This is a genomic window from Dietzia sp. MNB45 (assembly GCF_051994785.1).
Lineage (GTDB): Bacteria > Actinomycetota > Actinomycetes > Mycobacteriales > Mycobacteriaceae > Dietzia > Dietzia kunjamensis.
The window spans coordinates 3,731,186-3,756,230 of the sequence record NZ_CP163397.1 but is presented as its reverse complement, the minus strand read 5'-3'; the positions used below and the strand labels follow the sequence as shown (position 1 = coordinate 3,756,230).

Genomic DNA, 25,045 nt, shown 5'->3' with positions numbered 1-25,045 from the left:
ACGGGGCTGATCCCGCCCGGCCCCGAGCGCGCGGGTCAGGGATTGTCGGGCCCACTCGGTAAAGTCGGGCCCGTGACAGCCCGCAGACCGACCCCCGACCGCAGTGCCGCCGACAGCAGCGCCGCCGCCGATCGATCCGCCTCCGATCGACACGACGCCGCGGTGTTCTCGGCGTTGCAGGACGGACCGGGTTCCCGGCCCGACCCGGCGGAGGTCGAGGCGCGCCGGGTCCGGTTGCTCGCGGGCGCCCAGACCACGATGAACGACCTGGCCGACGTGCTGGCCCCACTCGCGACGGCGTTCGGTGATGCCGGGCACGAGCTCTACCTGGTGGGTGGCAGTGTCCGCGACGCCGTGCTCGGCCGACTGGGCACCGACCTGGACTTCACCACGGACGCCCGGCCCGAGACGGTGCGGGCCATCCTCGACGACTACGCGGACGCGGTGTGGGACACCGGGATCGAGTTCGGCACGCTGTCGGCCGTCAAGCGGGACGGTGGCGGGATCGAGCAGCAGATCGAGATCACCACGTTCCGCGCCGACTCCTATGACGGGGTGACCCGGAACCCCGAGGTCGTCTTCGGTGACACCCTCGACGGTGACCTGATCCGGCGCGACTTCACGGTCAACGCCATGGCGGTGCGTCTGCACCCGGACGGGCGCCAGGAGTTCGTCGACCCCCTGGACGGGATGGACGCCCTGCTCGCCGGCGTCCTGGACACCCCGGCCGCGCCGGAGCAGTCGTTCTCCGACGACCCGCTGCGCATGCTGAGGGCCTGCCGGTTCGTCTCCCAGCTGGGGTTCACCCTCGCGCCGCGGGTGTTCCGTGCGATGGCGGAGATGACCGGGGAGATCGACCGCATCACCGTCGAACGGGTGCGGACCGAACTCGACAAGACCATCCTCGGTGACTACCCGATCGACGGCATCAACATGCTGTGCGAGGCCGGGTTGGCCGACCGGGTGTTGCCCGAGGTGCCCGGCATGAAGCTCGAGCGCGACGAGCACATGCAGCACAAGGACGTGTACTGGCACTCGCTCACGGTGCTCAAGCAGGCCATCGACCTCGAACCCGAGGGGCCCGACCTGGTGCTCCGCTGGGCGGCGTTGCTGCACGACGTGGGCAAGCCCGCCACACGGGCGCCCAAGCCCGGCGGCGGCGTGACCTTCCACCACCACGAGGTGGTCGGCGCGAAGATGGTGCGCAAGCGCATGCGTGCGCTCAAGTACTCCAAACAGATGATCGAGGACGTCTCCGGCCTGGTGTTCCTCCACCTGCGCTTCCACGGGTACGGCGAGGGTCAGTGGACGGACTCCGCGGTGCGCCGCTACGTCTCCGACGCCGGACACCTGCTCCCGCGCCTGCACCGGCTGGTCCGGGCGGACTGCACGACCCGCAACAAGCGGCGGGCGGCCAAGCTGCAGGCCAACTACGACTCGCTGGAACGGCGGATCGCCGAGATCGAGGAGAAGGAGGACCTCGCCCGGGTCCGCCCCGACCTCGACGGCAACGAGATCATGACGCTGCTCGACCTCAAGCCGGGGCCCGATGTCGGTCGCGCGTGGGCGTATCTCAAGGAGTTGCGCCTCGACCGCGGCCCGCTCGACCGGGATGAGGCCGAGGCCGCGCTCCTGAGCTGGTGGGCGGGACAGAACGAACCGCAGCAGAACGGCGGGTCCGGGGGCTCCGCCGAGCAGAACGGCGACCCGGCATGATTGGCGGAGCGGTCGACCGCTACCTCGGTTCGGCCGCTGCGCGGGTCGTCGTCGTCGTCCTCGCCGTCGTCGGCACGCTGCTGCACACCGTCGGAATCCCGGGGCTGCAGCAGACCCCGCCGTACCGCATCGACCTCGACGTCTACCGCGTCGGCGGGCAGGTGTTCCGCGACGGTGGCGACCTCTACGGCGAGCTGCCGCAGCTCGCCCAGGGCGCCCACCTGCCGTTCACCTATCCCCCGCTGTCGGCGCAGCTCTTCTCGCTGCTCACGCTGGTGCCGTTGGCGGTCGCGTCCGCGCTGATCACGCTGGCGACCATCGCGGTGCTGGCCTATGTCGTGCAGCTGGTGCTCACGCGGACGTGCGAACGCCCGCAGCGGGAGTTGTGGTGGCTCACCGCCGCCGTGGTGGCGGTGGCACTGTGGTTCGGCCCGGTGCGCGAGACGATCGGGTTCGGGCAGGTCAACGTCTTCCTCATGGCGCTGGTGCTGGTCGACGTGATCCGCGGCCGCGGCCGCTGGTGGGGCGGCACCCTCACCGGGTTGGCGATGGCCATCAAGCTCACCCCGGCGGTGTTCCTGCTGTACTTCGTGCTGCGGCGCGACTGGCGTGGGCTGGCTACGGCGGTCGTCTCGGCGCTGGCGTTCACCGGGATCGGGCACCTGCTCACCCCGGACGACTCCGCCCGCTACTGGACCTTCGCCATCCGCGACCCGGCCCGGATCGGTGGTCTGGCGTTCACGTCCAACCAGTCGGTGAACGGGTTCGTGCACCGCCTCGGCTTCGAGGACACCGCCGCGTCGGTCGCGTGGTTCGTGGTGTCCGCGGCGATCGGCCTGGGGATCGCGTGGGTGGCGTGGCGGTTGCTGCGGTCCGGCCACGAGGTGGCCGCCGCGGTCGCGGTGGGTCACGTGGCGTTGTTCTGCTCGCCCGTGTCATGGGGACACCACTGGGTGTGGGCGGTGCCCGCGGTCGTGCTCACCCTGGTGTGGGCCGACCGTGCGGGACGAGACGGCGACGACGACGAGCGCGGCTGGCTCGCCCTGGCCGGCAGCGGAGTGGTGATCTTCCTGGGCACGCCGCAGTGGTGGGTGCCGCACAGCGAGGGCCGCGAACTCGGCTGGGGCCCGCTGGAGCACCTCGTCGGCAACGCCTACCTGATCTGGGCGGCGGTCTTCCTCGTCGTCGTGGGTGTGCGGGCCTCCCGTCTCGGGCGCCCCGACCTGGGCGGCGATCCCGAACAGCCCGCGCTGCTCGTCAGGGCCACCGCGAGCAGCTGAGCGCCCGCCGTCAAGGCGGAACGACGATCTGTGGAATGCGGTTCCTCGCTCCACAGATCGCGGATCGGGGCTGGTCCGATCAGGGCTCCCGGGACACGATTCTGGCCATGGACTACTTTTTCGGAGACGGCGTCGGGGACCCGACGCAGTGGCAGGGCGAGCCCGACCTCACCCTCGGAACCGGTGCCGCGGACGCGCTGTGGCTGGACTTCGACGGCGACGGATACGCCGACGACGCCCTGTGGGACTCGGACCTCGACGGCGCCGCCGATCGCGTGGTGACCGACGTGGGCACCGGCGCCCAGGCCGCCTACGCCGATGACGGCGGACGCGGCGTGTGGAACGTCTACGCCGGGGGAGCCGGCGCGCTCGCCGCGGGGTCCGTGGGCGGCGGGTCTGTCGCGGGCGGGTCTGTGGGCGGTGGCTCGGTGGGTGGTGGATCAGTTGCCGCCGGTTCGGCGGGCGGTGGGTCTGTCGGCGCGGGGTCGGTGGGGGGCGGCTCGCTCGGCACGGGGTCCGTCGGGGCCGGCTCCCTGGCGGCCGGATCGGTGCTGGCAGGAGCCGAGGGTGCGGGCGCGCTGATGGGCGGTTCGCTGGCCGCGGGGGCGGACGGGCTGGCCGCCGGGTCGGACGCGATGGGCGGCTTGCCGGACTGGGGCGCCCTGCTGTCGGATGCCATCGGCGCGATCCACCACGGGTCGGCCGCTGCAGCGGACTCGGCAAGGTGGTCCACTCCCCCGGTCACGGAACCCGATCCGGTGCCGCCGCCCCCGCCCGTCGCGCACACCCCGGCCCCGGAACCCGCGCCGGTGCAGGGCGGGACCGTTCCCGAACCCGCGGAACCGGTCGTCGAGGACGACGGCTCCATCACCGTCGACACGGGCAGCGGGATGCTGTCCGTGGCGGACATGAACGGCGACGGGCGGCTCGACGCCGCGCTGCCCTTCGAGCCGCCTCACCTGGAGCTCCCGCACATCGACGCGGGCTCGGCTGCCGGATCGCTCGACGTGGGGGTCATCGACGCCGGCGCGCTCGGCGGTGGCTCGGTTGGTGGTGGCTCGGCCGGTGGGGACGCCGGAGCTGTCGGTTCCGCCGCGGCGGGCTCGGCTGAGGCGGGTTCCGCTGCCGCCGGGTCGATGGGCGCGGGTTCGGTCGGCGCAGGGAGCGTCGGCGCGGGTTCGGTCGGTGGCGGTTCCGTGGGTGGCGGTTCGGTGGCCGCCGGTTCGGTCGGCGGTGGCTCAGTGGGCGGTGGTTCTGTGGGCGGGGGGTCAGTCGGTGGTGGCTCAGTCGGTGGTGGCTCGATCGGTGGCGGGTCGATCGCCGCGGGTTCGCTCGGGCTCGGCTCCTGACCTCGTGCGCGTGGCCACGAATGCCGCGATCACCGCGGCGACGGCGTACAGCGCGGCCGGGACCAGCATCAACGACACCGACCGTCCGTCGGCGGGCACCAGCGGCAGGACCGCGACCATCCCCACCACGAACGCCGAGTTGAACAGGGCGTCCTGCAGTGCGAAGACCCCGCCGCGGCGGGCGTCTGGGACGTCGGTCTGCATGGCGTTGTCCGCGACGAGCTTGACCACCTGGGCACCCAGACCGATCGCCACCGCGCCCACGACCAGTGCCGTCGGGTCGAGGGTCGGGCCGACCGCGAGCTGGGCGACCCCCGAGAGCACCGCGCCCGATGCCACGACGACGATCCGCCGCCGACGGGCGCTTGCCCAGGGGGTGACGACGGCGGCCAGACCCATGCCTGCGGCCACCGCCGCCGACATCAGTCCGAACCCACCCATCCCGGCCACGACAGGGCCGCCCACGCCGCCGGACTCGGCGTCGCGCAGCAGCAGGATCGCCAGCATCGTGGTGATCCCGAACGCCGCCCGGCCGAGCGTCACGCCGGTCAGCGACACCCACACGAGGGCCGTGGACCGGGCGGCCCGGACGCCCTCGGCCAGTCCACCGGCGAACAGGGACAGCGCATCTAGTGCCACGCCCCGGCCGGGATCAGCGCTGAGCTCGTCGTCGTCGGGTCCCAGGTGCCGGCGCGGCAGCGCCAGGATCGCCCACACCCCCACCAGCGCGGCGACCACGGACGGCACGAGGGTCCACGACACCGCGGCGTCCCCGGCGCCGAGGACGGCCAGGACGGCGAACGCCGCGACCGCGCCGACGGCCGTGATGATCGACCCCACGGTGACCAGAACCGAGTTGGCGGCGGCGAGGATCCGATCGGGCACCACCTTTGGCATGGCCGCGGTCATTCCGGTGTTGATGAGGCGGCCGAGACCGATGGCCACGAGCGAGAGCGCGAACAACATCGCCAGGCCCGCCCCCGTGTGCACGGCGCCGGCGGCGACCAGCGCGATGGTCGCGATGATGGCCACCGTCCTGACCAGCGCCGCGACCGCGACGACGACCCGACGATCCCAGCGGTCGAGCGCGGCGGCGGCGAAGGGTCCGACGACCGAGTACGGCAGCAGCATGACGGCGAACCCGCCGACGATGGCGGCGGGCGTCGTCGCGGACTCGGGGCTGAACAACACGATCCCGCCCAGCGCGGCCTGGTGGATCCCCTCACTGAGCAGGGCGGCCAGGCGCGCCGTGGACAGCCGGCCGAGGCCGTCCGACTCCCGCAGTGCGGCCGCCAGTCGTCCGCGCGGGGGGCCGACCGGATCGGCGGACAGTGAGGTCACGCGAATCACCGTAGCGCTCGCCGCACGAGCGGCGACCACCGCGGCGGGACCCGATCGAGGGGACGCGCGTGTGGGTCGTCGGCCACGGGGGCATCATGGGGACATGGACACGGGACCGGACGATCTGGGCGGCGGCGGCCTGTTCGGCGACCGCCTCTACTCCGCGATGGACAAGCGTGATCCCGTCGCCGGGTCGCTGCTCATCGCGGCGCCCGACATGCCCGATCCCAACTTCCAGCGCGCGATCATCTACATGATCGAGCACGACCACTCGGGCTCCCTGGGCGTCGTCATCACCCGCCCGAGCGAGACCGAGGTGGAGTCGATCCTGCCCGCCTGGGCCGAGATCTGCGCTCCCCCGTCCGTCTTCCACATCGGCGGTCCCGTCAAACCCGACACCGGGATCGCACTGGTGGTGCTCGGCTCCGGCGTGGACGGTGACCGGTTCGTCGGGCTCCAGCAGATCGAGGGCCGGGTGCACGTGGTGGACCTGGACAGCGACCCCGATCTCCTGCGCGACCACGTCGAAGGGATGCGGGTGTTCGTCGGATACACCGGCTGGGCCCCCGGACAGCTGCAGGACGAACTCGACCGCGGCGACTGGTACGTCGCCCCCAGCCTGCCCAGCGACCTGCTCGCCCCCGCCCGCGTCGACGTGTGGGGTGCGGTACTGCGGCGTCAGGAGATGCCGCTGCCGCTGTACGCCACCTTCCTGCAGGACGGGGACGTCAACTGACGGCCGGCGCCCCGGATGAGTCTCATTATATGGGAGACAGTTTCTAGTTTGTGGGATCGAGTCTAGGCTCGTGCAGGTGGAGACGGTGAAGCATGAGTCGACCGCGGTGACCCCGCGGCACTGGCTGGTGCTGACGGTCGCCACGTTCGTCGCCGCGTCGGGCTCGGCGTTCGTCGTCGGCGTGGGCTTCCTGCTCCCCCACCTCACGACCGTCGAGGGGCTGTCGCTCTCGCGGGCCGGGGTGCTGGTCGCGATGCCGCTGGTGGGCATGGCCACGGCGCTGATCGCCTGGGGCTGGCTCGTCGACCGGACGAGCGAGAAGCTGGTCCTGGTCTCCGGCTCGGTCGGTGCCGCGCTCGCCCTGGCAGCCGCACTGTTCGTCGACTCGTTCACGTTGCTGGCGATCCTGTTGCTGGTCACCGGCGCCTTCACCGCCTCGGGGAACTCCGCGAGCGGGCGGCTGGTCGTCAGCTGGTTCCCGGCCCACCGCCGCGGGCTCGCCATGGGAGTCCGGCAGATGTCGCAGCCCGCCGGATCCGCGGTCGCGGCCATGACCATGCCGCTGCTCGCGCAGTCGTACGGATTGGCCGCGGCCTTCGCGGTACCCCTGGTCATGGCCGTGGTCTCGGCGGTCGCGGCCCTCGTCGTCGTCACCGACCCGCCTGGCCACCTGGCTGCTCCCCCGTCGGCGCCGAGCGCCGCGGTTCCCACGGTGACCGGCACGGCGTCAGCGACCCGTCCCCCGGCGGACGGGTCGCCGTACCGCGGCTCGGACTACCTGGCCCGGGTGCACGGCGCGTCGGTGCTCCTCGTCCTGCCGCAGGGCATGCTGCAGGCGTTCCTGCTGGCGTGGCTCGTGCTGGGGCACGGCTGGTCGGCGGTCTCCGCGGGAATCGTGGTGACGGCGAGTCAGGTGCTCGGGGCGGTCGCCAGGATCGTGGCCGGCGCGGTGTCGGACCGCGTCGGATCGCGGATGAGACCCCTTCGCGCTGTGGCGATCTCGGTCACCGGCGGCCTGGCAGCCCTCGCTGTGGCCGAGGCGCTGGGAGCCCCCGGGGTGGTGGCCGTGACGCTCGGCGTGGTCGCGACCGTGCTCTCGGTGTCCGACAACGGCCTGGCGTTCACCGCCGTCGCCGAATACGCCGGCCCGCGGTGGAGCGGGCGCGCGCTGGGCGTGCAGAACACCGCGCAGTTCGTGGCGATCGCGGCGTCCACTCCCCTGGTCGCTGCCGTGATCGAGGCGGTCGGCTACTGGCCGGTGTTCGCGGGCGCGGCGGTGGTCGCCGCGGTGGCGATCCCGCTGGTGCCGCGCGCAGACGTCGTGCGGGTCTGACGAGGGGCTGGCCGCGGGCCGGGACTGCCCCGACGGCCGCTGAGTCAGGACGTCCCGGCCGGCAGGGGTTCGCCTCGGTACTGCCCCACCGACCACACGTTGCCCTCCGGGTCGCGGGCGGAGAAGGTGTGATCCCCGTAGTCGGTGTCGTGGAGCTCCATGACGATCTCGGCGCCCGCCGCCCGGGCGCGCTCGTAGACGACATCCGCGTCGGCGGTGACCACGTAGGCCAACCCGGTTCCCGGCGGCATCGCATGGGGATCATCCGGCCCCGGCCGTTGGTCACCGAGCATGATGCCGCCACCCTCGGGCCACAGCAGTTCGGCGTGCACGATGCGGCCGCCCTCGGCATGGGAGACGGTCTCGACGAAACCCAGCGCCTCGACCAACCAGTCGATGACGGCGTGGGCGTCCGAGCACCGGAAGCAGTGCCACACGGTGGGAGCGGGCTGGGTCCCGGGCTGGTGTGCGCTCATGCCCCGAGTCTGCGCCGACCGGCGCGAGCGCGGAAGGGCTCCGACGGGGGTGATGCCAAATCGTGGCTGGCTAGACTGCCCGGCGTGCCGCACGCCCCCTCCACCAGCGCAGAGATCCGCAAGGGTCTTGCCGACTGCTCGACCGTCGGGCTGGGACTCGTCCCGCTCGGTCTGGCGTTCGGGGTGCTGATGACGCAGGCCGGGTTCGACTGGTGGTGGGCACCGGTGTTCTCCATCGTCATCTACGCCGGCTCCATGGAGTTCCTCGCGATCGGCCTGCTCACCGCGGTCACTCCCCTGTACTCGCTGGCCGCCGCGGCGTTCCTGGTGAACTTCCGGCACGTCTTCTACGGGCTGAGCTTCCCGATCGAATCCATCCGCTCTCGGCTCGGCCGACTCTATGCCGTCTACGCCCTCACCGACGAGGTGTACGCGATCACCGCCACCAAGCGGCGCGTGGAGATGACCGGCGCCCGGACGCTGACCATCGCGATCACCTGCCAGTCGCTGTGGGTGGTGCCGGGCATCGTCGGTGCGCTCGTGGGATCCGCGCTGCCGGAAGGACTGGACGGGCTGCAGTTCGCGCTGACCGCCCTGTTCGCCGTGCTTGCGGTGGACGCGTGGCGGTCCTCGGGAGACCTGCCGGCGCCGGTGATCGGCCTGGTCTGCGGCCTGGTCGCGGCGGTGGTCGCGCCCGGTCAGATGCTCATCGTGGGCCTGTGCGCGTTCGTCGTAATGCTGTTGCTGCGCTACGTCTGGGCCGCGCGCACCGAGCGGGCCGCGACGTGACCGCCGCGGTGCCCGGGACCGCCTACCTGCTCGCCGGGCTGGGCGTGATGTTCCTCGTGACGCTCGCGCTGCGGGCCGCACCGTTCCTGGCGCTGACCCGGCTGCGCGATTCCGGCGTCGTCCGCTATCTGGGCCGCACGATGCCCGCCGGCGTGATGGTCGTGCTGGTGGTCTACACCCTGCGGGACACGACCACCGAGCTCGGCTCGTGGGTGCCGGCGGCCGTCGCGTTGGGGCTCACTCTTGCTGTGCACCTCGCGTTTCGACGGGCCGCGGTGAGCATCGTGCTGGGGACCGCGACCTACATGCTGCTGCAGACCCTGCTGGTGTGAGCCTGCCGGCCCCGCCTGCCGCTCAGTGGACCACCGGGCACGTGCCCAGGTCGACCTTCCACTCGGTCAGGCCGTTGAGCCACCCCGACCGGAGCCGCGTGGGGTCGCCGAGCGCGGTCAGATCCGGGAAGTAGTCGGCGACGGCGTTGAAGATCAGCTCGAGCTGCATCTTCGCGAGGTTGGCGCCGAGGCAGTAGTGCGGGCCCTGGCCGCCGAAGGTGACGTGGGGGTTCGGATCGCGCAGGATGTTGAAGCTGAAGGGGTCGTCGAAGACCTCCTCGTCGAAGTTCGCGGAGCCGTAGCAGATCAGGACGCGGTCGCCCTTCGCGATCGACACGCCTCCGATCTCGGTGTCCTCCATGGCGGTGCGCTGGAACTGGGTGATCGGCGAGGCCCACCGCAGGATCTCGTCGTAGGCGGTCTCGGGCCGCTCGCGCTTGAACAGTTCCCACTGCTCGGGGTGCTCGAGCATGGCGACCATGCCGTGGGTGGTGGCGTTGCGGGTGGTCTCGTTGCCGGCCACGGCCAGGAGGGTGACGAACCAACCGAACTCCTCGGCGGAGAGATGTTCGCCGTCGACGTCGGCCTGGACGAGCTTGGTCACGATGTCGTCGCGCGGGTTGGCGGCGCGGTCCTCGGCCATGGCGTTCGCGTACCCGATGAGCTCCATGGACGCGATGGCGGGAGCGTCAGGGTCGCCGCCGGCGTCGTAGCTGGTCATGATGTTGGACCACTCGAAGATCTTGTGGCGGTCCTCTTGCGGCACGCCCAGTAGGTCGGCGATCGCCTGGAGCGGCAGCTCGGAGGCGATGGCGGTGACGAAGTCGTCGGCGTTCGACTCGGCGGCGGCGGTGACGATCTTGCGTGCCCGGTCGGCGAGCTCGTCGCGCATGCCGGCCACGCCCCGGGGGGTGAACCCGCGGGAGATGATGCGCCGGTGCTTCTTGTGGATCTCGCCGTCCTCGTTGACGAGCATCGACCGCTGGGCCTCGATGATCGATCGGTCGGTTCCCTCGGCGAATCGCGGGATCATCGTGTTCTCGCCGGCGGAGAACACCTCCCCGGTCAGACGGGAGATCTCCTTGACGTCGGCGTGCTTGGTGACCAGCCAGTAGTGGTCGTCGTCGAACCCGTCGGAGCCCGCGCGCTTGTCGACGCGGTGGATCGGCTCGGACTGTCGGAGCTGGCGCCACTCGTCGTGGGGGAGCCGCTTCTCGAACAGGTCGGGGTCGGTGAAGTCGAAGCCTGCCGGGATGGTGACGTCCATGGTGTCTCCTGGGGCTGGTCGCCCGCCGGGTCCGGCGGTGATGAAACCGTGAATAGTGGTAACTATATACACGTGGCACTATCCTCGAGTGAGATTCTCGACCGCGCTCTGATGCTGGCGGAGCAGATGTCGGGATCGATCGCGCGCGCGGCGGCGAACTACGACCTGACGGTTCCGCGGCTCGAGCTGTTGTTCGTCCTGGGTCTGCAGGGCGAGTGCAAGCAGGTGGAGCTCGCCACGTATCTCGATTGCTCGCCTCGCCAGGTGACCGCGCTGGTGGACGGCCTGGTGGCCAGCGGGCACGTGGAGCGCACGATGCCGCCGGACGACCGGCGGGTGCGGTTGGTGAACCTGACGGAGAAGTCACGCCGGATCGTGGATGAGGTGGTGACGGCGCGCGTCGGACTCGCCGACTGGCTGTTCGAAGGATTCGACGACGACGAGCTGCAGGCGTTCGGCGCGGTGTCCGAGAAGTTGGTCTCCCGGATGAGCGGGCGGGCGCTGAGTCGGCTCCCCGAGCAGTGAGTCGAGCTCGGCCGTTGGGTCACGCCGGCCGTTGAATCAGGCCGAGCAGGTAGCGCACCCGGTGTCCGCGCGGGCGTATTCGACAAACCCGCGGGAGAGGTAGTTGGGGACGGCGGCGGGGGAGTCGTCGTCGCAGGTGTGTAGCCATACCCGACGGCACCCGGGGACGTTCCAGGCGATGCGGCAGACCTCGGAGAGAAACCAACCGCCCAGGCCGCGGCCGGCGAATTGGGGGAGCAGGCCGAAGTAGACGATCTCCACGTCGACGCCGTCGTCCCCGGCACCGTCGGAGTTGTTGAAGGCTGGACCGGTGGTCTCGTCGCAGGGGCTCATGCGAAGTTCGGCGAACCCGACGACCTCGCCTCCCCGGGTCGCGCGCAGCGTGCTGACGCACGGGTCGGAGCAGTACGAGGCCCAGTCTCCGTCTGCCCACTCCAGCCGATCGATCCAGTTCCAGTCGCCGCCGATCTCGCGGTACATCCGCGAGTTGAACGACGGCTCGGCGGGGAAGACGCGGGAGATGGTCAGCTCCGCACGGCCAGCGGGACGCAGGTGGTCGGCGTCGGTCTGCTGGAAGTAGGTCACGCTGGTCATCGGGTTATTGAAGCACCGCCGCCCTCCCAGACCCAACATTCGCGGGGGGAGGGCGGCGAGATGATCAGCCACGCGGGGTGCGGAGCCTGCGCTATTCGGCTGACCGCTTGTCGTACCGACTCAGTTGAACGAGATGTGCGGAACGCCCGGGAGGTTCAGGTTGTTGACGGACCCGGCAGCGGCGTCCTTCGCCTGGTTGAGCGCATCGGTGATTCCGTTCTGCACTCCGACTGCGGCGTGGGGATTGGCTCCGATGGCACCTGCACCTGCACCCAGGGCGGCTGAACCGCCTGCTGCAGCGCCAGTGCCGACCATGCCAGCGATCGCGGTGCTAGCGGTGGCGACTGGGCCGGCCGCCATCGCGGCGCCGACGACAGGTGCTGCGATGGGGCCGAGAGCCATCAGGGCGGAGATGATCATTCCGGAGATGGCGGTGGCTGCTGCGAGCATGAGTAATCTTCTTTCTCTTGGTGGGTGGACCTGACGTGTTCGGCGTCAGGGGATGTTGAGCTGTCTGGGGGCGATTGGCGCCTGGGGGATGATCTCCCCGCGTCCGCCGAGGTCGATGGTGATGGTTTCGGGGGCCGGTGGCGCTGGTGCAGGCGCTGGCGCGGGAGCCGGAGCGGGCGCCGGTGCGGGCCGGTACGGGGCCGGAGCGGCCGGCTGCGCGGGGAACACCGGCGCCCGGACGACCGGCGGCGGAGCTGGCACGACCGGCGCGTGCGCGGCGGCCGGGCGGGCCGGCGACGGCTCGCGTCTCGACGAAGGCAGACGCTCGCTGCTCACCGGCGCGGTCGAGGTCGCGGAGGTGGAGGACGAAGGTTGCGTCGAGGTAGGGGAGGGTGCGGCTGATGTGAGACCGGACTGCTGCACCGAGGACGCCACCGGCCCAGCCGCTGTGGCTGTCGCCGTTCCCCCGGAGAGCCAAGCTGCTCCCGCTCCCGCCGAAAACCCGAGCAGGGCCAATCCGGCGAGAACCATGAGCGACATGGATCGGGCGAATGGCGGGCGCGTTGAAGGCATGGGCACCCCTCCTCGAGTTTGTGCCCGTGCGCCAGTCGTCCGGGCGGATGCTGAACTCCTCAGCTCATGCGGCGTGAACATTAAGACTGTGTCGGCGGTGCCTCAACGTTTTCCTCACTAACGAGATCGACTGGCGAATAATCCTGTGGCCTGCTGATATGTCGCCTAACTCGGGGCCTCAGGCGAACCCGCAGGTAACAGCGATCGGTAAGTGAATCGCGGTGACATCACGATTGCGTGAGAAGACTCTGATGAGTGATCGGGATCACAGCGGAAGGTCACCCGCACGGATATCGCGTGACCAGTTGCGAGTCGCCCCGAGATCCGTACTGTCGCGGCATGGCTAACGTTCTGATGATCATGTCCGCAGCCGACCACTGGACCCTCAAGGACGGGTCGGAGCATCCCACCGGTTTCTGGGCCGAGGAGTTCGTGGCCCCGTACGAGGTGTTCACCGACGCCGGCTGGTCCGTCACCGTCGCGACCCCGGGTGGGCGTGCGCCCACCGTCGACCAGGCCAGCCTCGGCGAAGGCGCCGGCGACCCCGAGACCCTGGACAAGGTGAAGGCCTCGCTCGACCGGCTCGCGCCCGTCCTGAACTCCCCGGCCGACCTGGCCTCCGTCGATCACAACGAGTTCGACGTCGTGTTCTACCCGGGCGGTCACGGTCCCCTGCAGGACCTCGCCGTGGACAAGACCTCCGGTGCGATTCTCGCCGAGCGGGTGACCGCGGAGAAGCCGCTGGCCATGCTGTGCCACGCCCCCGCGGCCGTGCTCGCGGCCTCGGAGGACGCGTCGTCCTCGCCGTTCGCCGGGTACAAGATGACCGGGTTCTCCAACGTCGAGGAGGAGCAGGTCGGGTTGGCCGAGGGGGCGCCCTGGCTGCTCGAGGACAAGCTCGTCGAGCTGGGCGCCGACTACTCCTCGGCCGCCGAGCCGTGGGCCTCGCACGTGGTGGTGGACCGCAACCTGTACACGGGTCAGAACCCCCAGTCCTCGGAGGAGCTCGCCAAGCGGATCGTCTCCGACCTCGGCTGACTCCGTGCCGGTGAGCCACATCGTCGACCGGCACGCCGTCGTCGACGGCCACCGGATCTCGTTCGGCGTGCACGGCGAGGGCGAACCCGTCGTCCGTCTCCACGGAACGCCCTCGTCGTCGTACATCTGGCGCGACGTGGTGCCCGTCCTCACCGAGGCCGGGTACCGCGTCCACGTCTTCGCTCTCCTCGGATACGGGCTGTCGGAGCGGCCGCGGAACCCCGACGTCGACACGTCGATCACCGGTCAGGTCGCCGTCCTCGAGGGGCTGTTGGGGGAGTGGGGACTCGACACGTTCCACTTGGTGGCCCACGACATCGGCGGCGGGATCGCGCAACGCTTCGGCGTGCAGTCGACCGGGCGCCTGCGGTCCCCGACCCTCATCGACGTGGTGAGTTTCGACAGCTACCCCTCCGAGCGGACCCGGGAACAGATGGCCGACGGGCTTGACGAGCTGGCCCGCACGCCGGACGCCGAGCACCGGGCCCACTTCCGGGACTGGCTGCTGTCGACGCACAGCGACCCGGCGAACTTCGACCCCGCCGCGCTCGACGTGTATGTCGACCTCATCAGCGGGCCGATCGGCCAACCGAGCTTCTTCCGGCACCAGGTCGCGCACTACGACCCGCGCCACACGCTGGAGATCTCCGACCAGCTGGACAGGCTCGGTCGGATCCCGGTGCAGCTGGTCTGGGGCGCCGACGACACCTGGCAGGTCACCGACTGGGCGCACCGCCTCCACGCCGCGATCCCCGGCAGCGAACTGCATCTCATCGAGAACTGTGGCCACTTCGCGCCGGAGGAACGCCCGGCCGAGGTCGCCGCGGCACTCCGGGCATTCCTCGACGCCCACCGGGGCTGACGGGACCCCCGGCGCTGCGGGCCCGAGGTCCCGGCCAGACCCGGGACCGCCGCCGTTGCCGGGGCCCGTGTGAGGATTGTGCCCGTGACGCAACCGACAGAGTCGAAGGTCCGAGGCTGGGCCGCGCTCGCCGTGGTCGCCTACGGCGCCGTGGTGGTGGCGCTGACCATGCTCAAGGCCTTCTTCGTGATCGGGCTACTGTGGCGACCGGAATCCCAGCGCGGCCGCTCGGTCGAATGGGTACCGTTCGCTCAGTTCAGGGGCGCCCAGACCTGGTTCGGCCCACTGTTCGACGCACTCGGCAACCTGGCCTTCTTCGTGCCGCTCGGGGTGCTCCTGTACATCCTGCTGGAGGGCCGGGCCAGGGCGGTCCTCGTCGTCGTCGTCACCGGAGCGGCGATCAGCGCGACGGTCGAGGTCCTCCAGTACGTCCTCGCCCTGGGACACTCCGACGTCACGGACCTGCTGTTCAACACAGCCGGGGCGCTGGTCGGCGCCCTCATAGCGCGCGCCTGCGGCCCGCGCCTCCACCCACTGTGGATCGGTCTCGCGCTCACCACCGCTGCGGTGTTCGCCGTCCTTGTCGTCCTCGGTCCGCGCCTGGGCGACCCCGCCGCAGTAGTGGAGCTGGGGACTGACAGGCCGCCGGCGCGGTGACCCGCGGCGGGCTCGTCACGCTTCCGGAGCCTCCTACGCTCCCGCGCCGCGGTCGGTGTCGGCGTCGGTGCCAGTGTCTGCGGCCCGCCCGTACCGGCCGGCCAGCCACGCGCACACGATCAACTGGATCTGGTGGAACAGCATCAGCGGCAGGACCAGGAGCCCGATCGGCTGGCCGACGAACAGCACGGCCGCCATCGGCAACCCCGTGGCCAGCGACTTCTTGGACCCGCAGAACTGCACGACGCGCTTGTCCCGGTCCTCGAAACCCAGGGCCCGGGAGGCGAGTTCGGTCAGACCCAGCACCACCGCGAGCAGCACGCAGCACGCGACGATCAGCCAGGCCAACTCGCCGACGCCGATCGTCGACCAGATCCCGTCGGCGACCCCGTCGGAGAACGCCGCGTAGACCACCAGCACGATGACGGTCTTGTCGAACAGGGCGATCCGCTTGATCCTGCGGATGACCGGCAGGACCCAGGTCCGCAGGAGCTGGCCCACCACGAACGGCAGGAGCAGCTGCAGGAAGATCGTGCCGACCGAGTCCCACGTGATGACCACGGACCCGTCGGTGGTCATCAGGGCGAAGACCAGCAGGGGAGTGATCACCACACCCAGCAGGTTGGACACCGACGCCGACACCACCGCCGCGCTGACGTGCCCGCGGGCGATCGCCACGAAGGTGATGGACGACTGGACGGTCGACGGGACCAGCGTGAGGAACAGGAACCCGGCGGCCAGGGAGGCGCCGAGCACGGGCGTGAGGAGCCACTGGCCGAGCAGGCCGAGGAGCGGGAACAGGAGATACGTCGAGGCGAGCACGACCGAGTGGAGCCGCCAGTGCGTGAGGCCGACCACCAGCTCCCGGGGCTCGAGGCGCGCGCCGTAGAGGAAGAACAGCACGGCGATGCCGATCGTCGTCACCCAGTCGAGCGCGTCGGCCGCGCCACCGGTTGCGGGCAGGAACGCGGCGACCACCACCGCCGCCAGGATCGCCAGGATGAACGGCTCGATCCGGAGACGACGCAGAATGCCCATCCGCCTATTCCACCACCAGGGCGTCGGGGGGCGACCGATAGGCTCGGCACCATGACGGAGCGCAGGCGATGACTGGACAGGCCGGACAGACCGGACAGGCCCCGGAGGGGTGGCGGCCCAGGGCGTTGCGGGACGGCGAGGAACCGGACCCCCGGTTCACGCTCGCCAACGAGCGCACGTTCCTGGCCTGGATCCGCACCAGCCTCGGGTTGACGGCGGGCGCGGTGGCGATGGAGGCCTTCGCGGGGGACGAGATCCCCGAGATCGTCCGCACGCCGCTGGCCTGCATCCTGCTGGTGCTGGCGGCGGTCCTCGCGATCGTGGCGTTCCGGCGGTGGATCCGGATCGAGGCCTCGATGCGTCACCAGCGGCCGCTGCCCATGCCGCAGGCATCCATCCTGCTGGTGCTGGGGATCTCGATCGGCGCGGTCCTGCTCATCGTGGCGATCCTGGGCGGCACCTTCGCATGAGCACGCCCCGGCAGCGGCGGATCGGGGTGGAACCGCGGGCGGTTCCGCCCGACGCGGGATTGGCCGCCGAGCGCACCAGCCTGTCGTGGGCCCGGACGTGGGCCGTGGTGGGCGTGAACATCGTCCTCATCGCCAAGCTGGTGGCGGAGACGTCGGTGTTCTGGGCGTCGGTGTTCTCGTTGCTCACCGTGGTCCCGCTGCTGGCGCTGCTCCGGGTGCAGCGCCACCACGAGCGGCGGGTCGGGCGGTTCGTCCGCGGGGCCGAGGTGCCGCAGACCCGGGCGGCCCACAACGTCGGTCTGGTGGTGTTGGTCGTCGTGATGGCCACCTGCGGCCTGGTCGCCGTGCTGGTCAGCCTGTCGAACTAGCAGCTGAGAGCGCGTGGCCCGGCCCCGCGCGGGTGGTCGCCCGGGCCGCGAGCGGAGGTGTCAGGTGTTCTTGGCCCGCCCGCTGAGGGCGTCGCGGAGGCGGTCGACCATGCCGACGCCGGGTCCCAGGGTCATGTGGAACAGCTCGGAGTGCGGTGAGCCGGGGTGCGGCCGGGTGGGGGCGATCTTCTTGGCGGCCTCGACCTTGCGGCCCAGGTCGACCAGGTCCTCGGCGGAGATGTGCTTCCGCATCTTGGGGAACTGGTCCGCCTCCTCGTCGTCGGCGTGGTGGTCGAGGAGTTCCTTGAACCGCTTCACGGTGGCGATGAACTCGGCGCTCCCGGCGTCCAGGCCCTCGAGCTCCTTCATCACCTCTTCGAGTTCCTGGTGCTCTTCCTTGTCGTGCTCGACCTCGTCCGCGCCGTCCGGGACCTCGCGCTCGTAGACGGGGTAGACGAACAGTTCCTCGGCCACGGAGTGGCGCACGACCTCGGCGATGGCGGAGTCCGCCAGCGAGCGACGCTCCTCCGGGTCGGCGGTGTCCTCGATCAACTCGAGGAGTCCGACCATCTCGCGGTGGTCGGCGGTGAGGATGTCGACGACGTCCCCGGCGGCTGCGGTGTCGGCCATGAGGCTCTCCTTCGCGGTGTGAGACGGATGGACCTCTCGACCGTAGAGGCGGCCGTGCGCGACGGCCACCGGACCGACTGCCACGGGACGAGCCGGTGGCCGGTTCGGTGGGGGCTCAGTGGCCGGCTCGCGGCCGGGTCAGGGGCCCGTGCTCTCCGTCTCGCACATGCCCTGCAGGACGCAGGTGCCGCAGCCGCCGGTGACGCCGCAGTCGGCGGCGGGGTCGCCGGGCGTGGAGCCGGCGGGGGAGCAGGAGGCGGCGCCGTCGGGGGAGGAGCCCGCGTCACCGCAGGTGGAGGCGTCGGAGGCGGCGGGGTCGGGTGCGCCGGCGGAGTGGCCGCCGCAGCCGTCGGGGCCGCAGCCACAGCCGCCCTGGTCGCCGGATGTGGCGTCCCATCTGGCCGCCGCGCGTGCCCCGGCGAGGCCGGCGACGCTGAGCAGGGCGAGGGAGGCGACGAGGGAGACGACGACGACGAGGCCGCCGACCCATCCGCCGATCAGTCCCAGGGCGAGCGCACCGAGCAGCAGGACGAGACCGGAGCCGAGGAACGAGGGTGCGGCGGCGCGGTTGGCGAGCTCCCAGGCCTCGGGGGAGCGGCGGGTCTCCGGGGTGCGTACGCCCAGGACGCCGTTGCCGGGCAGTCTGCCGACGAGCGCCGCGACACCCGTGCCCGCGAGCACGACGGCGAGCCCCACGAGGAGCACCATGACCACCACGAGCACTGCGTTCACGCCACCGAGGGTACGCCCGCGACGTCGGATCTCCGATTCGCCTCAGCCCCGCCGGGACCCCGGACCAGGGCGAGCAGCCGGGCGAGTTCGCGCTTGTCCTCTGCGCTGAGGCGGTCGAGGAACTCCCGCCGCACCGTGGCGACGTGATCGGGCGCGGCCTTCTCGATCTCGGCCATGCCCTCGTCGGTGGTGGACACGAACGCCCCGCGGCCGTCGTCGGGGCAGCTGGTGCGCTCCACGAGTCCGCGCTTGACCATCCGGGTGACCTGGTGGGACAGGCGGCTGCGCTCCCACTGCAACGCGTCGGCGAGCGCGGTCATCCGCAGCGGACCGTCGGCCTCGCTGAGGTAGACCAGCACCTCGAACTCGGGCTCCGTGAGGCTCGACGAGGTCTTGAGGTCGCGCTGGATCTCCAGATGCAGGCGCCCCTGGATCGCGAGGTAGTCACGCCACAGCGCCTTCTCCTCGTCGTCCAACCATCGCACGTCCTGACCCGGAACCTGTTCAGCCATGCACCCAGCGTACCCGGTTAGTTGACACAACACATAGGGCCGGCAAGGAATGTGTGTCACATCATCTACTGGGGGAGTCGCATGCCGACCACGACCGCCACCACTCACCCAGGCGGTGGCCGTCCTCGTCGTCGTCGTCATGGTCGGTGCCTACGCCTACGTCCACAAGGCCGCCGGCATCTACGCCGCCGACGGTGGCTGGGAGCTCGTCGCCGTGATCGGCCTGGCCGTCGCCGTGTTCGGTCTGGTCGGCACCGGGCGCTATGGCCTCGACGCCCTCATCGCCGGGCGTCGCGCCGCCAGGGGCTGATCAGCCCCGCCTTAGGCCGACGGGGCGGTGCCCGCACGCTGACGCGGCCCGACCCGCCCCAGGGTTTAGGCTGGACACCGCCTGCGTGTGGGCACCGGCGATACCAGGGAGAGCAGACAACCGTGAGCAGCAGCGACCAGACCGTCACCGGCGTGCAGTCCGACACCGGACCGCAGTCCGACACCGGACCGGCCCACCGCTACGGAGCCGGGTTGGCCGGGCAGATCGAGTCGCGCTGGCAGGCCGAATGGGCCGAGCGCGGCACGTTCGAGGCCCCGAACCCCGTCGGCCCCCTCGCCGACCCGGACGGCGCCGCCCCGCCCGAGGACAAGCTCTTCGTTCAGGACATGTTCCCCTACCCGTCGGGCGCCGGGCTGCACGTCGGCCACCCGCTCGGCTACATCGCCACCGACGTCTTCGCCCGCTACAACCGCATGCTCGGCACCAACGTCCTGCACACCCTGGGCTACGACGCCTTCGGCCTGCCCGCCGAGCAGTACGCCGTCCAGACCGGTCAGCACCCGCGCGTGACCACCGAGGCCAACATCGCCAACATGGAGCGCCAGCTCGGCCGCCTCGGCCTGGGCCACGACCGCCGCCGCGTGTTCGCCACCACCGACACCGACTTCTACCGCTGGACCCAGTGGATCTTCCTGCAGATCCACGGCTCCTGGTACGACCCCGAGGCCCCCGCCCGCGCGATCGACGGCGGCGAGCACCCCACCCGCACCGGCCGCGCCCGGCCCATCGCGGAGCTGGTCGAGCAGTTCGTCTCCGGTGCCCGCCCCCTGCCGGGCGAGCACGCCGGCCGCGACTGGGCCGAGCTCTCACGCGCCGAGCAAGAGAAGGTCCTCGACGCCCACCGGCTGGTGTACCTCTCCGACTCCACGGTCAACTGGTGCCCCGGGCTGGGCACCGTCCTGGCCAACGAGGAGGTCACCGCCGAGGGCCGCTCCGAGCGCGGCAACTTCCCCGTCTTCCGCAAGAACCTGAGCCAGTGGATGATGCGGATCACCGCCTACGCCGACCGGCTGGTCGACGATCTCGACCGCCTCGATTGGACCGACAAGGTCAAGTCCATGCAGCGCAACTGGATCGGCCGCTCGCAGGGCGCCCGCGTCCGCTTCGCCGTGGCCGACCAGTCCATCGAGGTGTTCACCACCCGCCCCGATACCCTCTTCGGCGCCACCTACATGGTCCTGTCGCCCGAGCACCCGCTGGTCGACGAGCTGGCCGGCCCGTTCTGGCCGGAGACCGGCGCGGGCGGTGCGGGCGCCGGGGGCGGGCTCGACGAGCGCTGGACCGGCGGCCACTCCTCGCCCGCCGAGGCCGTGGTGGAGTACCGCCGGCGCGCAGCGCAGAAGACCGACCTGGAACGCCAGGAGAACAAGGAGAAGACCGGCGTCTTCGTCGGCGTCCACGCCATCAACCCGGTCAACGGCGAGCAGATCCCCGTGTTCGTCGCCGACTACGTGCTCATGGGCTACGGCACCGGCGCGATCATGGCCGTGCCCGGCCACGACGCTCGCGACCACGAGTTCGCAGGAGCCTTCGGACTGCCCATCGTGCAGGTCGTGGCGCCGGCGGACGGCTCGGAGATCGACGTGCAGGCCGAGGCCTTCACCGGCGACGGCGTGGCCGTGAACTCCACCAACTCCGGCGGGCTGGTGCTCGACGGGCTGGCCGTGGACGAGGCCAAGGCCGCCACCATCGCCTGGCTCGAGGGCCAGGGCACCGGCGAGGGCACCATCCAGTACAAGCTGCGCGACTGGCTGTTCGCCCGCCAGCGCTACTGGGGCGAGCCGTTCCCGGTGGTCTACGACTCCGACGGTGTGCCCCACGCCCTGCCCGACGAGCTGCTGCCCGTCGAGCTGCCCGAGGTCGAGGACTACAAGCCCGTCTCGTTCGACCCCGACGACGCCGACTCCGTGCCGTCCCCGCCGCTGGCCAAGGCCACCGACTGGATGACCGTCGAGCTCGACCTCGGGGACGGCCTGCAGACCTACACCCGCGACGCCAACGTCATGCCCAACTGGGCCGGCTCGAGCTGGTACCAGCTGCGCTACATCGACCCCACCAACTCCGAGCAGCTGTGCGCACTGGAGAACGAGCGCTACTGGACCGGGCCCCGGCCCGAGACCCACGGCGCGAACGACCCGGGCGGCGTCGACCTCTACGTGGGCGGCGTCGAGCACGCCGTGCTGCACCTGCTCTACTCCCGCTTCTGGCACAAGGTGCTGTTCGACCTTGGCCACGTCACCAGCGAGGAGCCCTACCGACGCCTGTACAACCAGGGCTACATCCAGGCCTTCGCCTACACCGACGCCCGTGGCGTCTACGTGCCGGCGGCCGAGGTGACCGAGCGCGACGGGAAGTTCTACTGGACCGACACCTCCGCAGGCGCCGACGCCGCCGAGATCGAGGTCACCCAGGAGTACGGGAAAATGGGCAAGTCGCTCAAGAACTCCGTCTCCCCGGACGAGATCTGCGACTCCTACGGCGCCGACACCCTGCGCGTATACGAGATGTCCATGGGCCCGCTCGACACCTCCCGGCCCTGGGCCACCAAGGACGTCGTGGGCGCGCACCGCTTCCTGCAGCGGCTCTGGCGCGTGGTGATCGACGAGAACACCGGCGAGGTCCGCGTCACCGACACCGAGTCGGCGGACGGCGCGCCGGGCGAGGACGTGCTCAAGGCGCTGCACAAGACCATCGCCGGGGTCCGCGACGACTTCGCGGGCCTGCGCGACAACACCGCGATCGCCAAGCTCATCGAGTACGTCAACACCCTGACCAAGACGTACCCGACCGAGGGGCCGGGCGCGCCGCGCTCGGTCGTCGAGCCGCTGGTGCTCATGGTGGCGCCCGTCGCCCCGCACCTGGCCGAGGAACTGTGGTCGCGGCTCGGGCACACCGGGTCGCTCGCCCACGGGCCGTTCCCCGAGCACGACCAGTCCTACCTGGTCGAGGACTCCGTCGAGTACCCGGTGCAGATCAAGGGCAAGGTGCGCTCGCGCATCACCGTTCCCGCCGACGCCTCGCCCGCTGATGTCGAGGCCGCGGCCCTGGCAGATGCCAAGGTGCAGGAGAACCTCGCCGGCGCGGCGCCCAGGAAGGTCATCGTGGTGCCGGGCAAGATGGTCAACATCGTCCCCTGAGGGCTGGGCGATGCGGCTGGCTTGCCCGACCTGGCCCCGGCCCGGCCCCGGATCCGCTACCCGGATTCCGGATCCGCTACTCCCGTGCGGGTAGCCGATCCGGAATCCGGGTAGCGCATTTCGTGCGTGGGCGAGGTCTTTAGGGAAGTGGCCGCCCTCAGCCGGCCCGGACGAACACCGCCGAAGAGGAGACGATGAGGTACGCGGTGGTGACCATCCACATCGCGTAGGTCGCGAACAGCCACGGCCGCCACCGGATGCGCTGCTTCCACCGCCGGTAGGTCGTCACGCCCGCCGTCACCGCCAGGATGACCGACAGCAGCAGCGGCAGGACGACCACCTCGACGCGGTCGGCGGTCATACACAGCGCCCCCTCGTCCGTGCACTCCTCGTCAATCCCGCCCTCCAGCATCACGATCACGGTCGCCATGACCACGATCGCGACGATCGACAGCAGCACGTACCGGAAGGCCTGGTTGGCCTGCCGCTCGTTCCGCTCGAGGCGTTCGAGCGGGTCGTCGGAGTCCCCGTGGGCGCTGTGGTCTCCGTGGGCGCTGTGGTCCCGGTGGTCGCCGGATGTCATCCCTACCGCCCGCCGAACCCGTTGTGACCGCCCGCCGCGGCCACCTCGTCCACCGTGTCCAGACCCAGCTGCTCGTCGGTCACCGGCGGGAAGAGCGGACCCCCGCCGAAAGCACCGCGGTGCGACAGGGGCACCTCGCCGTCGTCGTTCCTTATTCCCTTCTCGCGCCCGTACTCGGCGGTGATGACGGTCGAGCCGCTTATCCGGGTCAGGTCGGGGTCCTCGGCGAGGGCGGCGATGACCCGTCCGACGAAGGTGGGGTCCTCGGCGCGGTCCAGCGGGAAGCCGTTGAAGTCGTCCATCCCCAGCGACAGCAGCAGTTCCGTGCGGATGAGGCCCAACCACAGCGAGAGGGTGGAGACCCCGGTGCCGGCGAGTTCGTGCGCCATGTCGGAAGCCATTTTGTCGAGGGCGGTCTTGCTCATCCCGTAGAGCACGGTGTGGAACGGTGCGCGAGAACCGAACGACGAGATGTTCACCATCAGCCCGGAGCCCTGCGGCACCATCACCTTGGCGGCCTCGCAGCTGGCGACGTAGTGCGCGCGCAGACCGACGCCCATGAGGGCGTCCCAGTCGCCGGCGGGCCGCTCCCAGAACTTGCCGTTGAACCCCATGAAGCCCTTGGGGTTGGTCCACACGTTGTTGACCAGCAGGTCCAGGCGTCCGGCCTGCTCGGCGATCCGTGCGACGACGGCGACGATCTCGTCGTCCCGGGAGTGGTCGCATTCGAGTGGGCGGATCTCGCCCGGGGCGCCGGAGGCCGCGTCGATCGTGCCCTGCAGGCGCTCGGCGGACCGGCCGGTCACGTAGACCGTCCACCCGGCCTGCGCGAGTGCGGTGGCCACCCCGCGTCCGACGCCGCGGCTGCCACCGGTCACCAGGGCGACGCGGGCGCTCACGAGTCCGCTCCGGCGGTGGCGGCCCCCGGGACGGTGTGGACCTCGGGGTAGGTCACGGTGGCGTCGTCGAGGGTGCGGGTGACCGACCAGCCCGGGGTGAACAGGCATTCGGCCATCACCCAGCGGCCGTCCTCGATGACATACGCATCCGAGTACTCGCCGGTGGAGAGCGTCTCGGTGCCCTTGTCCCGGTCCACCTGGCGGAACTGCAGGGTCCAGGTCCCCGTGGCGCGCTGCGGCGGGCTGCTGGGATCGCCGCCCTCCACGATGATCGACGGCATGAAGCCGTGGTGCATGTCGAGAATCCGCGGGCCGCCGTCGGAGGCGGTCGCCAGCGCGATCTGGCGGAAGATCCCGACCATCGTGTCCGGGTCGGTCCGCCCCAGGGGGCCGAAGTCCAGCACGCCACCGGAGGCCACGAAGCAGGACCGGAAGCCCTCGGGATCCTTGGCGTCACAGGCCCGCCAGTACCGGTACTTGAGCTGTTCGATCGCCTCGCGGGCGCGGACTTCCTCCTCGTACTGCATAAGGCCACGTTAGCGTAGGGAGCATGAGCCGAACACTGGCCGAACTATCCGACCGCTGGGACCTGCAGGACCTCATGACCACGTACGCGACCTGCATCGATTCGCGGGACTTCGACGGGCTGGACACGGTGTTCACCCCGGACGCCCGGGTGAGCTACGCCGCGTCCGGCGGCTCGGAGGACGACTACCCGGCGGTGCGCGCGTGGTTGGCCGAGATGTTGCCGATCTTCGCCGCCACACAGCACCTCATGGGCAACCTCGAGGTCCGTCTTGACGGCGACTCGGCCACCGGGCGCTGCATGTGCTTCAACCCGATGGCGCTGAAGCCGGTGGAGGAGAAGGACCAGCAGGTGTTCTTCTACGGGCTCTGGTACCTCCTCGACTTCGTCCGCTCCGGCGACGGCTGGCGGATTTCCCGCCTCAGCCAGCAGCAGGCGTTCCACCACAACCTGCCCTGAGCCGGGGTGGGCCGGCCCCGGCCCGGCCAGCCCCGGACCGGC

At 71.0% G+C, this 25,045-nt stretch carries 28 protein-coding genes; 16 read left to right on the top strand and 12 right to left on the bottom strand.

From position 1 onward, the window contains the following. Window positions 1-174 precede the first annotated feature (174 nt). From AB5G72_RS17970 to AB5G72_RS17960, 3 genes are all read left to right on the top strand, one after another. Window positions 175-1,716 (top strand): CCA tRNA nucleotidyltransferase, encoded by a 1,542-nt coding sequence (locus tag AB5G72_RS17970; RefSeq protein ID WP_440221527.1) that lies wholly within the window; start codon window positions 175-177, stop codon window positions 1,714-1,716. Then, window positions 1,713-2,996, top strand: coding sequence for a glycosyltransferase 87 family protein (locus AB5G72_RS17965; RefSeq protein ID WP_440220614.1), 1,284 nt, complete (start codon window positions 1,713-1,715; stop codon window positions 2,994-2,996). Before AB5G72_RS17970 ends, AB5G72_RS17965 begins: the two co-directional genes overlap by 4 nt. A 107-nt stretch (window positions 2,997-3,103) precedes the next feature. Next, on the top strand, window positions 3,104-4,345 hold the full coding sequence (locus tag AB5G72_RS17960) for a hypothetical protein (RefSeq protein WP_440220613.1): 1,242 nt from the start codon (window positions 3,104-3,106) through the stop codon (window positions 4,343-4,345). Here AB5G72_RS17960 and AB5G72_RS17955 read toward each other — a convergent pair. Continuing rightward, window positions 4,280-5,686, bottom strand: coding sequence for an MFS transporter (locus AB5G72_RS17955; protein ID WP_440220612.1), 1,407 nt, complete (start codon window positions 5,684-5,686; stop codon window positions 4,280-4,282). The two genes, AB5G72_RS17960 and AB5G72_RS17955, sit on opposite strands and share 66 nt — an antisense overlap. A 103-nt stretch (window positions 5,687-5,789) precedes the next feature. Here AB5G72_RS17955 and AB5G72_RS17950 point away from each other — a divergent pair, with 103 nt between their 5' ends. Both AB5G72_RS17950 and AB5G72_RS17945 read left to right on the top strand, forming a co-directional pair. After that, on the top strand, window positions 5,790-6,422 hold the full coding sequence (locus tag AB5G72_RS17950; protein WP_067720162.1) for a YqgE/AlgH family protein: 633 nt from the start codon (window positions 5,790-5,792) through the stop codon (window positions 6,420-6,422). Window positions 6,423-6,498: 76 nt separating this feature from the next. Then, window positions 6,499-7,755 (top strand): MFS transporter, encoded by a 1,257-nt coding sequence (locus tag AB5G72_RS17945; RefSeq protein ID WP_440220611.1) that lies wholly within the window; start codon window positions 6,499-6,501, stop codon window positions 7,753-7,755. Between the two features lie 44 nt (window positions 7,756-7,799). On the opposite strand, the gene AB5G72_RS17940 is transcribed toward AB5G72_RS17945, so the two are convergent. Then, a complete protein-coding gene (locus tag AB5G72_RS17940) occupies window positions 7,800-8,231 on the bottom strand; it encodes a VOC family protein (protein WP_440220610.1) in 432 nt (143 codons plus the stop codon). An 84-nt stretch (window positions 8,232-8,315) separates the two neighbouring features. On the opposite strand from AB5G72_RS17940, the gene AB5G72_RS17935 reads away from it, so the two are divergent. Both AB5G72_RS17935 and AB5G72_RS17930 read left to right on the top strand, forming a co-directional pair. Then, window positions 8,316-9,020 (top strand): AzlC family ABC transporter permease, encoded by a 705-nt coding sequence (locus AB5G72_RS17935; RefSeq protein ID WP_301162494.1) that lies wholly within the window; start codon window positions 8,316-8,318, stop codon window positions 9,018-9,020. Then, complete coding sequence (locus tag AB5G72_RS17930; RefSeq protein ID WP_440220609.1) at window positions 9,017-9,352, top strand: branched-chain amino acid transporter permease; 336 nt, start codon at window positions 9,017-9,019, stop codon at window positions 9,350-9,352. The genes AB5G72_RS17935 and AB5G72_RS17930 overlap by 4 nt, the downstream gene beginning before the upstream one ends. A gap of 22 nt (window positions 9,353-9,374) precedes the next feature. Here the strand turns inward: AB5G72_RS17930 and AB5G72_RS17925 are convergent, their stop codons facing one another. Beyond that, window positions 9,375-10,619 carry a cytochrome P450 gene (locus AB5G72_RS17925; RefSeq protein ID WP_253002828.1) on the bottom strand — a complete coding sequence of 415 codons (1,245 nt, stop codon included), beginning with the start codon at window positions 10,617-10,619 and terminating at the stop codon, window positions 9,375-9,377. A 72-nt stretch (window positions 10,620-10,691) separates the two neighbouring features. Between AB5G72_RS17925 and AB5G72_RS17920 the strand changes: the two genes are divergently transcribed. After that, window positions 10,692-11,144 carry a MarR family winged helix-turn-helix transcriptional regulator gene (locus tag AB5G72_RS17920; protein WP_301162497.1) on the top strand — a complete coding sequence of 151 codons (453 nt, stop codon included), beginning with the start codon at window positions 10,692-10,694 and terminating at the stop codon, window positions 11,142-11,144. Between the two features lie 36 nt (window positions 11,145-11,180). Here the strand turns inward: AB5G72_RS17920 and AB5G72_RS17915 are convergent, their stop codons facing one another. Next, window positions 11,181-11,738 (bottom strand): GNAT family N-acetyltransferase, encoded by a 558-nt coding sequence (locus AB5G72_RS17915; protein ID WP_163376693.1) that lies wholly within the window; start codon window positions 11,736-11,738, stop codon window positions 11,181-11,183. A 120-nt stretch (window positions 11,739-11,858) separates the two neighbouring features. Next, on the bottom strand, window positions 11,859-12,188 hold the full coding sequence (locus tag AB5G72_RS17910) for a hypothetical protein (RefSeq protein WP_440220608.1): 330 nt from the start codon (window positions 12,186-12,188) through the stop codon (window positions 11,859-11,861). 912 nt (window positions 12,189-13,100) lie between these two features. On the opposite strand from AB5G72_RS17910, the gene AB5G72_RS17905 reads away from it, so the two are divergent. The 3 genes from AB5G72_RS17905 to AB5G72_RS17895 all read left to right on the top strand — a co-directional run bounded on the left by AB5G72_RS17905 (window position 13,101) and on the right by AB5G72_RS17895 (window position 15,318). Beyond that, window positions 13,101-13,799, top strand: coding sequence for a type 1 glutamine amidotransferase domain-containing protein (locus tag AB5G72_RS17905; RefSeq protein ID WP_096906399.1), 699 nt, complete (start codon window positions 13,101-13,103; stop codon window positions 13,797-13,799). A 10-nt stretch (window positions 13,800-13,809) separates the two neighbouring features. After that, a complete protein-coding gene (locus AB5G72_RS17900; protein WP_440220607.1) occupies window positions 13,810-14,661 on the top strand; it encodes an alpha/beta fold hydrolase in 852 nt (283 codons plus the stop codon). A gap of 84 nt (window positions 14,662-14,745) precedes the next feature. Continuing rightward, the gene (locus tag AB5G72_RS17895) at window positions 14,746-15,318 is read left to right on the top strand and encodes a VanZ family protein (RefSeq protein WP_440220606.1); all 573 of its coding nucleotides are present in this window, start codon (window positions 14,746-14,748) and stop codon (window positions 15,316-15,318) included. 33 nt (window positions 15,319-15,351) lie between these two features. Here AB5G72_RS17895 and AB5G72_RS17890 read toward each other — a convergent pair whose 3' ends face one another. Further along, window positions 15,352-16,356 carry a bile acid:sodium symporter family protein gene (locus tag AB5G72_RS17890; RefSeq protein ID WP_440220605.1) on the bottom strand — a complete coding sequence of 335 codons (1,005 nt, stop codon included), beginning with the start codon at window positions 16,354-16,356 and terminating at the stop codon, window positions 15,352-15,354. Between the two features lie 68 nt (window positions 16,357-16,424). Between AB5G72_RS17890 and AB5G72_RS17885 the strand changes: the two genes are divergently transcribed. Both AB5G72_RS17885 and AB5G72_RS17880 read left to right on the top strand, forming a co-directional pair. Continuing rightward, a complete protein-coding gene (locus AB5G72_RS17885) occupies window positions 16,425-16,826 on the top strand; it encodes a YidH family protein (protein WP_069390148.1) in 402 nt (133 codons plus the stop codon). After that, window positions 16,823-17,194 carry a DUF202 domain-containing protein gene (locus AB5G72_RS17880; protein ID WP_440220604.1) on the top strand — a complete coding sequence of 124 codons (372 nt, stop codon included), beginning with the start codon at window positions 16,823-16,825 and terminating at the stop codon, window positions 17,192-17,194. Before AB5G72_RS17885 ends, AB5G72_RS17880 begins: the two co-directional genes overlap by 4 nt. A 60-nt stretch (window positions 17,195-17,254) precedes the next feature. Here the strand turns inward: AB5G72_RS17880 and AB5G72_RS17875 are convergent, their stop codons facing one another. From AB5G72_RS17875 to AB5G72_RS17865, 3 genes are all read right to left on the bottom strand, one after another. Beyond that, window positions 17,255-17,824, bottom strand: coding sequence for a hemerythrin domain-containing protein (locus AB5G72_RS17875; RefSeq protein ID WP_096907405.1), 570 nt, complete (start codon window positions 17,822-17,824; stop codon window positions 17,255-17,257). Window positions 17,825-17,962: 138 nt separating this feature from the next. Then, a complete protein-coding gene (locus tag AB5G72_RS17870) occupies window positions 17,963-18,556 on the bottom strand; it encodes an SdpI family protein (protein WP_440220603.1) in 594 nt (197 codons plus the stop codon). Beyond that, the gene (locus AB5G72_RS17865; protein WP_283465160.1) at window positions 18,553-19,068 is read right to left on the bottom strand and encodes a MarR family winged helix-turn-helix transcriptional regulator; all 516 of its coding nucleotides are present in this window, start codon (window positions 19,066-19,068) and stop codon (window positions 18,553-18,555) included. The genes AB5G72_RS17870 and AB5G72_RS17865 overlap by 4 nt, the downstream gene beginning before the upstream one ends. 115 nt (window positions 19,069-19,183) lie before the next feature. Here AB5G72_RS17865 and AB5G72_RS17860 point away from each other — a divergent pair, with 115 nt between their 5' ends. Both AB5G72_RS17860 and AB5G72_RS17855 read left to right on the top strand, forming a co-directional pair. After that, the gene (locus AB5G72_RS17860; RefSeq protein WP_440220602.1) at window positions 19,184-19,378 is read left to right on the top strand and encodes a hypothetical protein; all 195 of its coding nucleotides are present in this window, start codon (window positions 19,184-19,186) and stop codon (window positions 19,376-19,378) included. Between the two features lie 122 nt (window positions 19,379-19,500). After that, the gene (locus AB5G72_RS17855; RefSeq protein ID WP_440220600.1) at window positions 19,501-22,536 is read left to right on the top strand and encodes a leucine--tRNA ligase; all 3,036 of its coding nucleotides are present in this window, start codon (window positions 19,501-19,503) and stop codon (window positions 22,534-22,536) included. Window positions 22,537-22,693: 157 nt separating this feature from the next. Here the strand turns inward: AB5G72_RS17855 and AB5G72_RS17850 are convergent, their stop codons facing one another. Genes AB5G72_RS17850 through AB5G72_RS17840 form a run of 3 tightly spaced genes read right to left on the bottom strand, consistent with a single transcriptional unit; the run spans window position 22,694 to window position 24,545 of the window. Next, a complete protein-coding gene (locus AB5G72_RS17850) occupies window positions 22,694-23,119 on the bottom strand; it encodes a hypothetical protein (RefSeq protein ID WP_440220599.1) in 426 nt (141 codons plus the stop codon). A gap of 2 nt (window positions 23,120-23,121) precedes the next feature. Continuing rightward, window positions 23,122-24,018: an SDR family NAD(P)-dependent oxidoreductase gene (locus AB5G72_RS17845; RefSeq protein WP_440220598.1), complete on the bottom strand. Its 897-nt coding sequence runs from the start codon at window positions 24,016-24,018 to the stop codon at window positions 23,122-23,124. After that, window positions 24,015-24,545 carry a nuclear transport factor 2 family protein gene (locus AB5G72_RS17840; RefSeq protein ID WP_253002820.1) on the bottom strand — a complete coding sequence of 177 codons (531 nt, stop codon included), beginning with the start codon at window positions 24,543-24,545 and terminating at the stop codon, window positions 24,015-24,017. The genes AB5G72_RS17845 and AB5G72_RS17840 overlap by 4 nt, the downstream gene beginning before the upstream one ends. Window positions 24,546-24,568: 23 nt before the next feature. On the opposite strand from AB5G72_RS17840, the gene AB5G72_RS17835 reads away from it, so the two are divergent. Next, window positions 24,569-25,003, top strand: a complete 435-nt coding sequence (locus AB5G72_RS17835; RefSeq protein ID WP_440220597.1) for a nuclear transport factor 2 family protein — start codon at window positions 24,569-24,571, stop codon at window positions 25,001-25,003. The last annotated feature ends 42 nt before the right edge of the window (window positions 25,004-25,045 follow it).

Bases quoted from the DNA above. Each gene is read 5' to 3' on its own strand.
- AB5G72_RS17965 (WP_440220614.1), top strand. From the start codon at position 1,713: ATGATTGGCGGAGCGGTCGACCGCTACCTCGGTTCGGCCGCTGCGCGG.
- AB5G72_RS17960 (WP_440220613.1), top strand. From the start codon at position 3,104: ATGGACTACTTTTTCGGAGACGGCGTCGGGGACCCGACGCAGTGGCAG.
- AB5G72_RS17950 (WP_067720162.1), top strand. From the start codon at position 5,790: ATGGACACGGGACCGGACGATCTGGGCGGCGGCGGCCTGTTCGGCGAC.
- AB5G72_RS17940 (WP_440220610.1), bottom strand. From the start codon at position 8,231: ATGAGCGCACACCAGCCCGGGACCCAGCCCGCTCCCACCGTGTGGCAC.
- AB5G72_RS17925 (WP_253002828.1), bottom strand. From the start codon at position 10,619: ATGGACGTCACCATCCCGGCAGGCTTCGACTTCACCGACCCCGACCTG.
- AB5G72_RS17915 (WP_163376693.1), bottom strand. From the start codon at position 11,738: ATGACCAGCGTGACCTACTTCCAGCAGACCGACGCCGACCACCTGCGT.
- AB5G72_RS17910 (WP_440220608.1), bottom strand. From the start codon at position 12,188: ATGCTCGCAGCAGCCACCGCCATCTCCGGAATGATCATCTCCGCCCTG.
- AB5G72_RS17905 (WP_096906399.1), top strand. From the start codon at position 13,101: ATGGCTAACGTTCTGATGATCATGTCCGCAGCCGACCACTGGACCCTC.
- AB5G72_RS17890 (WP_440220605.1), bottom strand. From the start codon at position 16,356: ATGGGCATTCTGCGTCGTCTCCGGATCGAGCCGTTCATCCTGGCGATC.
- AB5G72_RS17885 (WP_069390148.1), top strand. From the start codon at position 16,425: ATGACTGGACAGGCCGGACAGACCGGACAGGCCCCGGAGGGGTGGCGG.
- AB5G72_RS17880 (WP_440220604.1), top strand. From the start codon at position 16,823: ATGAGCACGCCCCGGCAGCGGCGGATCGGGGTGGAACCGCGGGCGGTT.
- AB5G72_RS17875 (WP_096907405.1), bottom strand. From the start codon at position 17,824: ATGGCCGACACCGCAGCCGCCGGGGACGTCGTCGACATCCTCACCGCC.
- AB5G72_RS17865 (WP_283465160.1), bottom strand. From the start codon at position 19,068: ATGGCTGAACAGGTTCCGGGTCAGGACGTGCGATGGTTGGACGACGAG.
- AB5G72_RS17850 (WP_440220599.1), bottom strand. From the start codon at position 23,119: ATGACATCCGGCGACCACCGGGACCACAGCGCCCACGGAGACCACAGC.
- AB5G72_RS17840 (WP_253002820.1), bottom strand. From the start codon at position 24,545: ATGCAGTACGAGGAGGAAGTCCGCGCCCGCGAGGCGATCGAACAGCTC.
- AB5G72_RS17835 (WP_440220597.1), top strand. From the start codon at position 24,569: ATGAGCCGAACACTGGCCGAACTATCCGACCGCTGGGACCTGCAGGAC.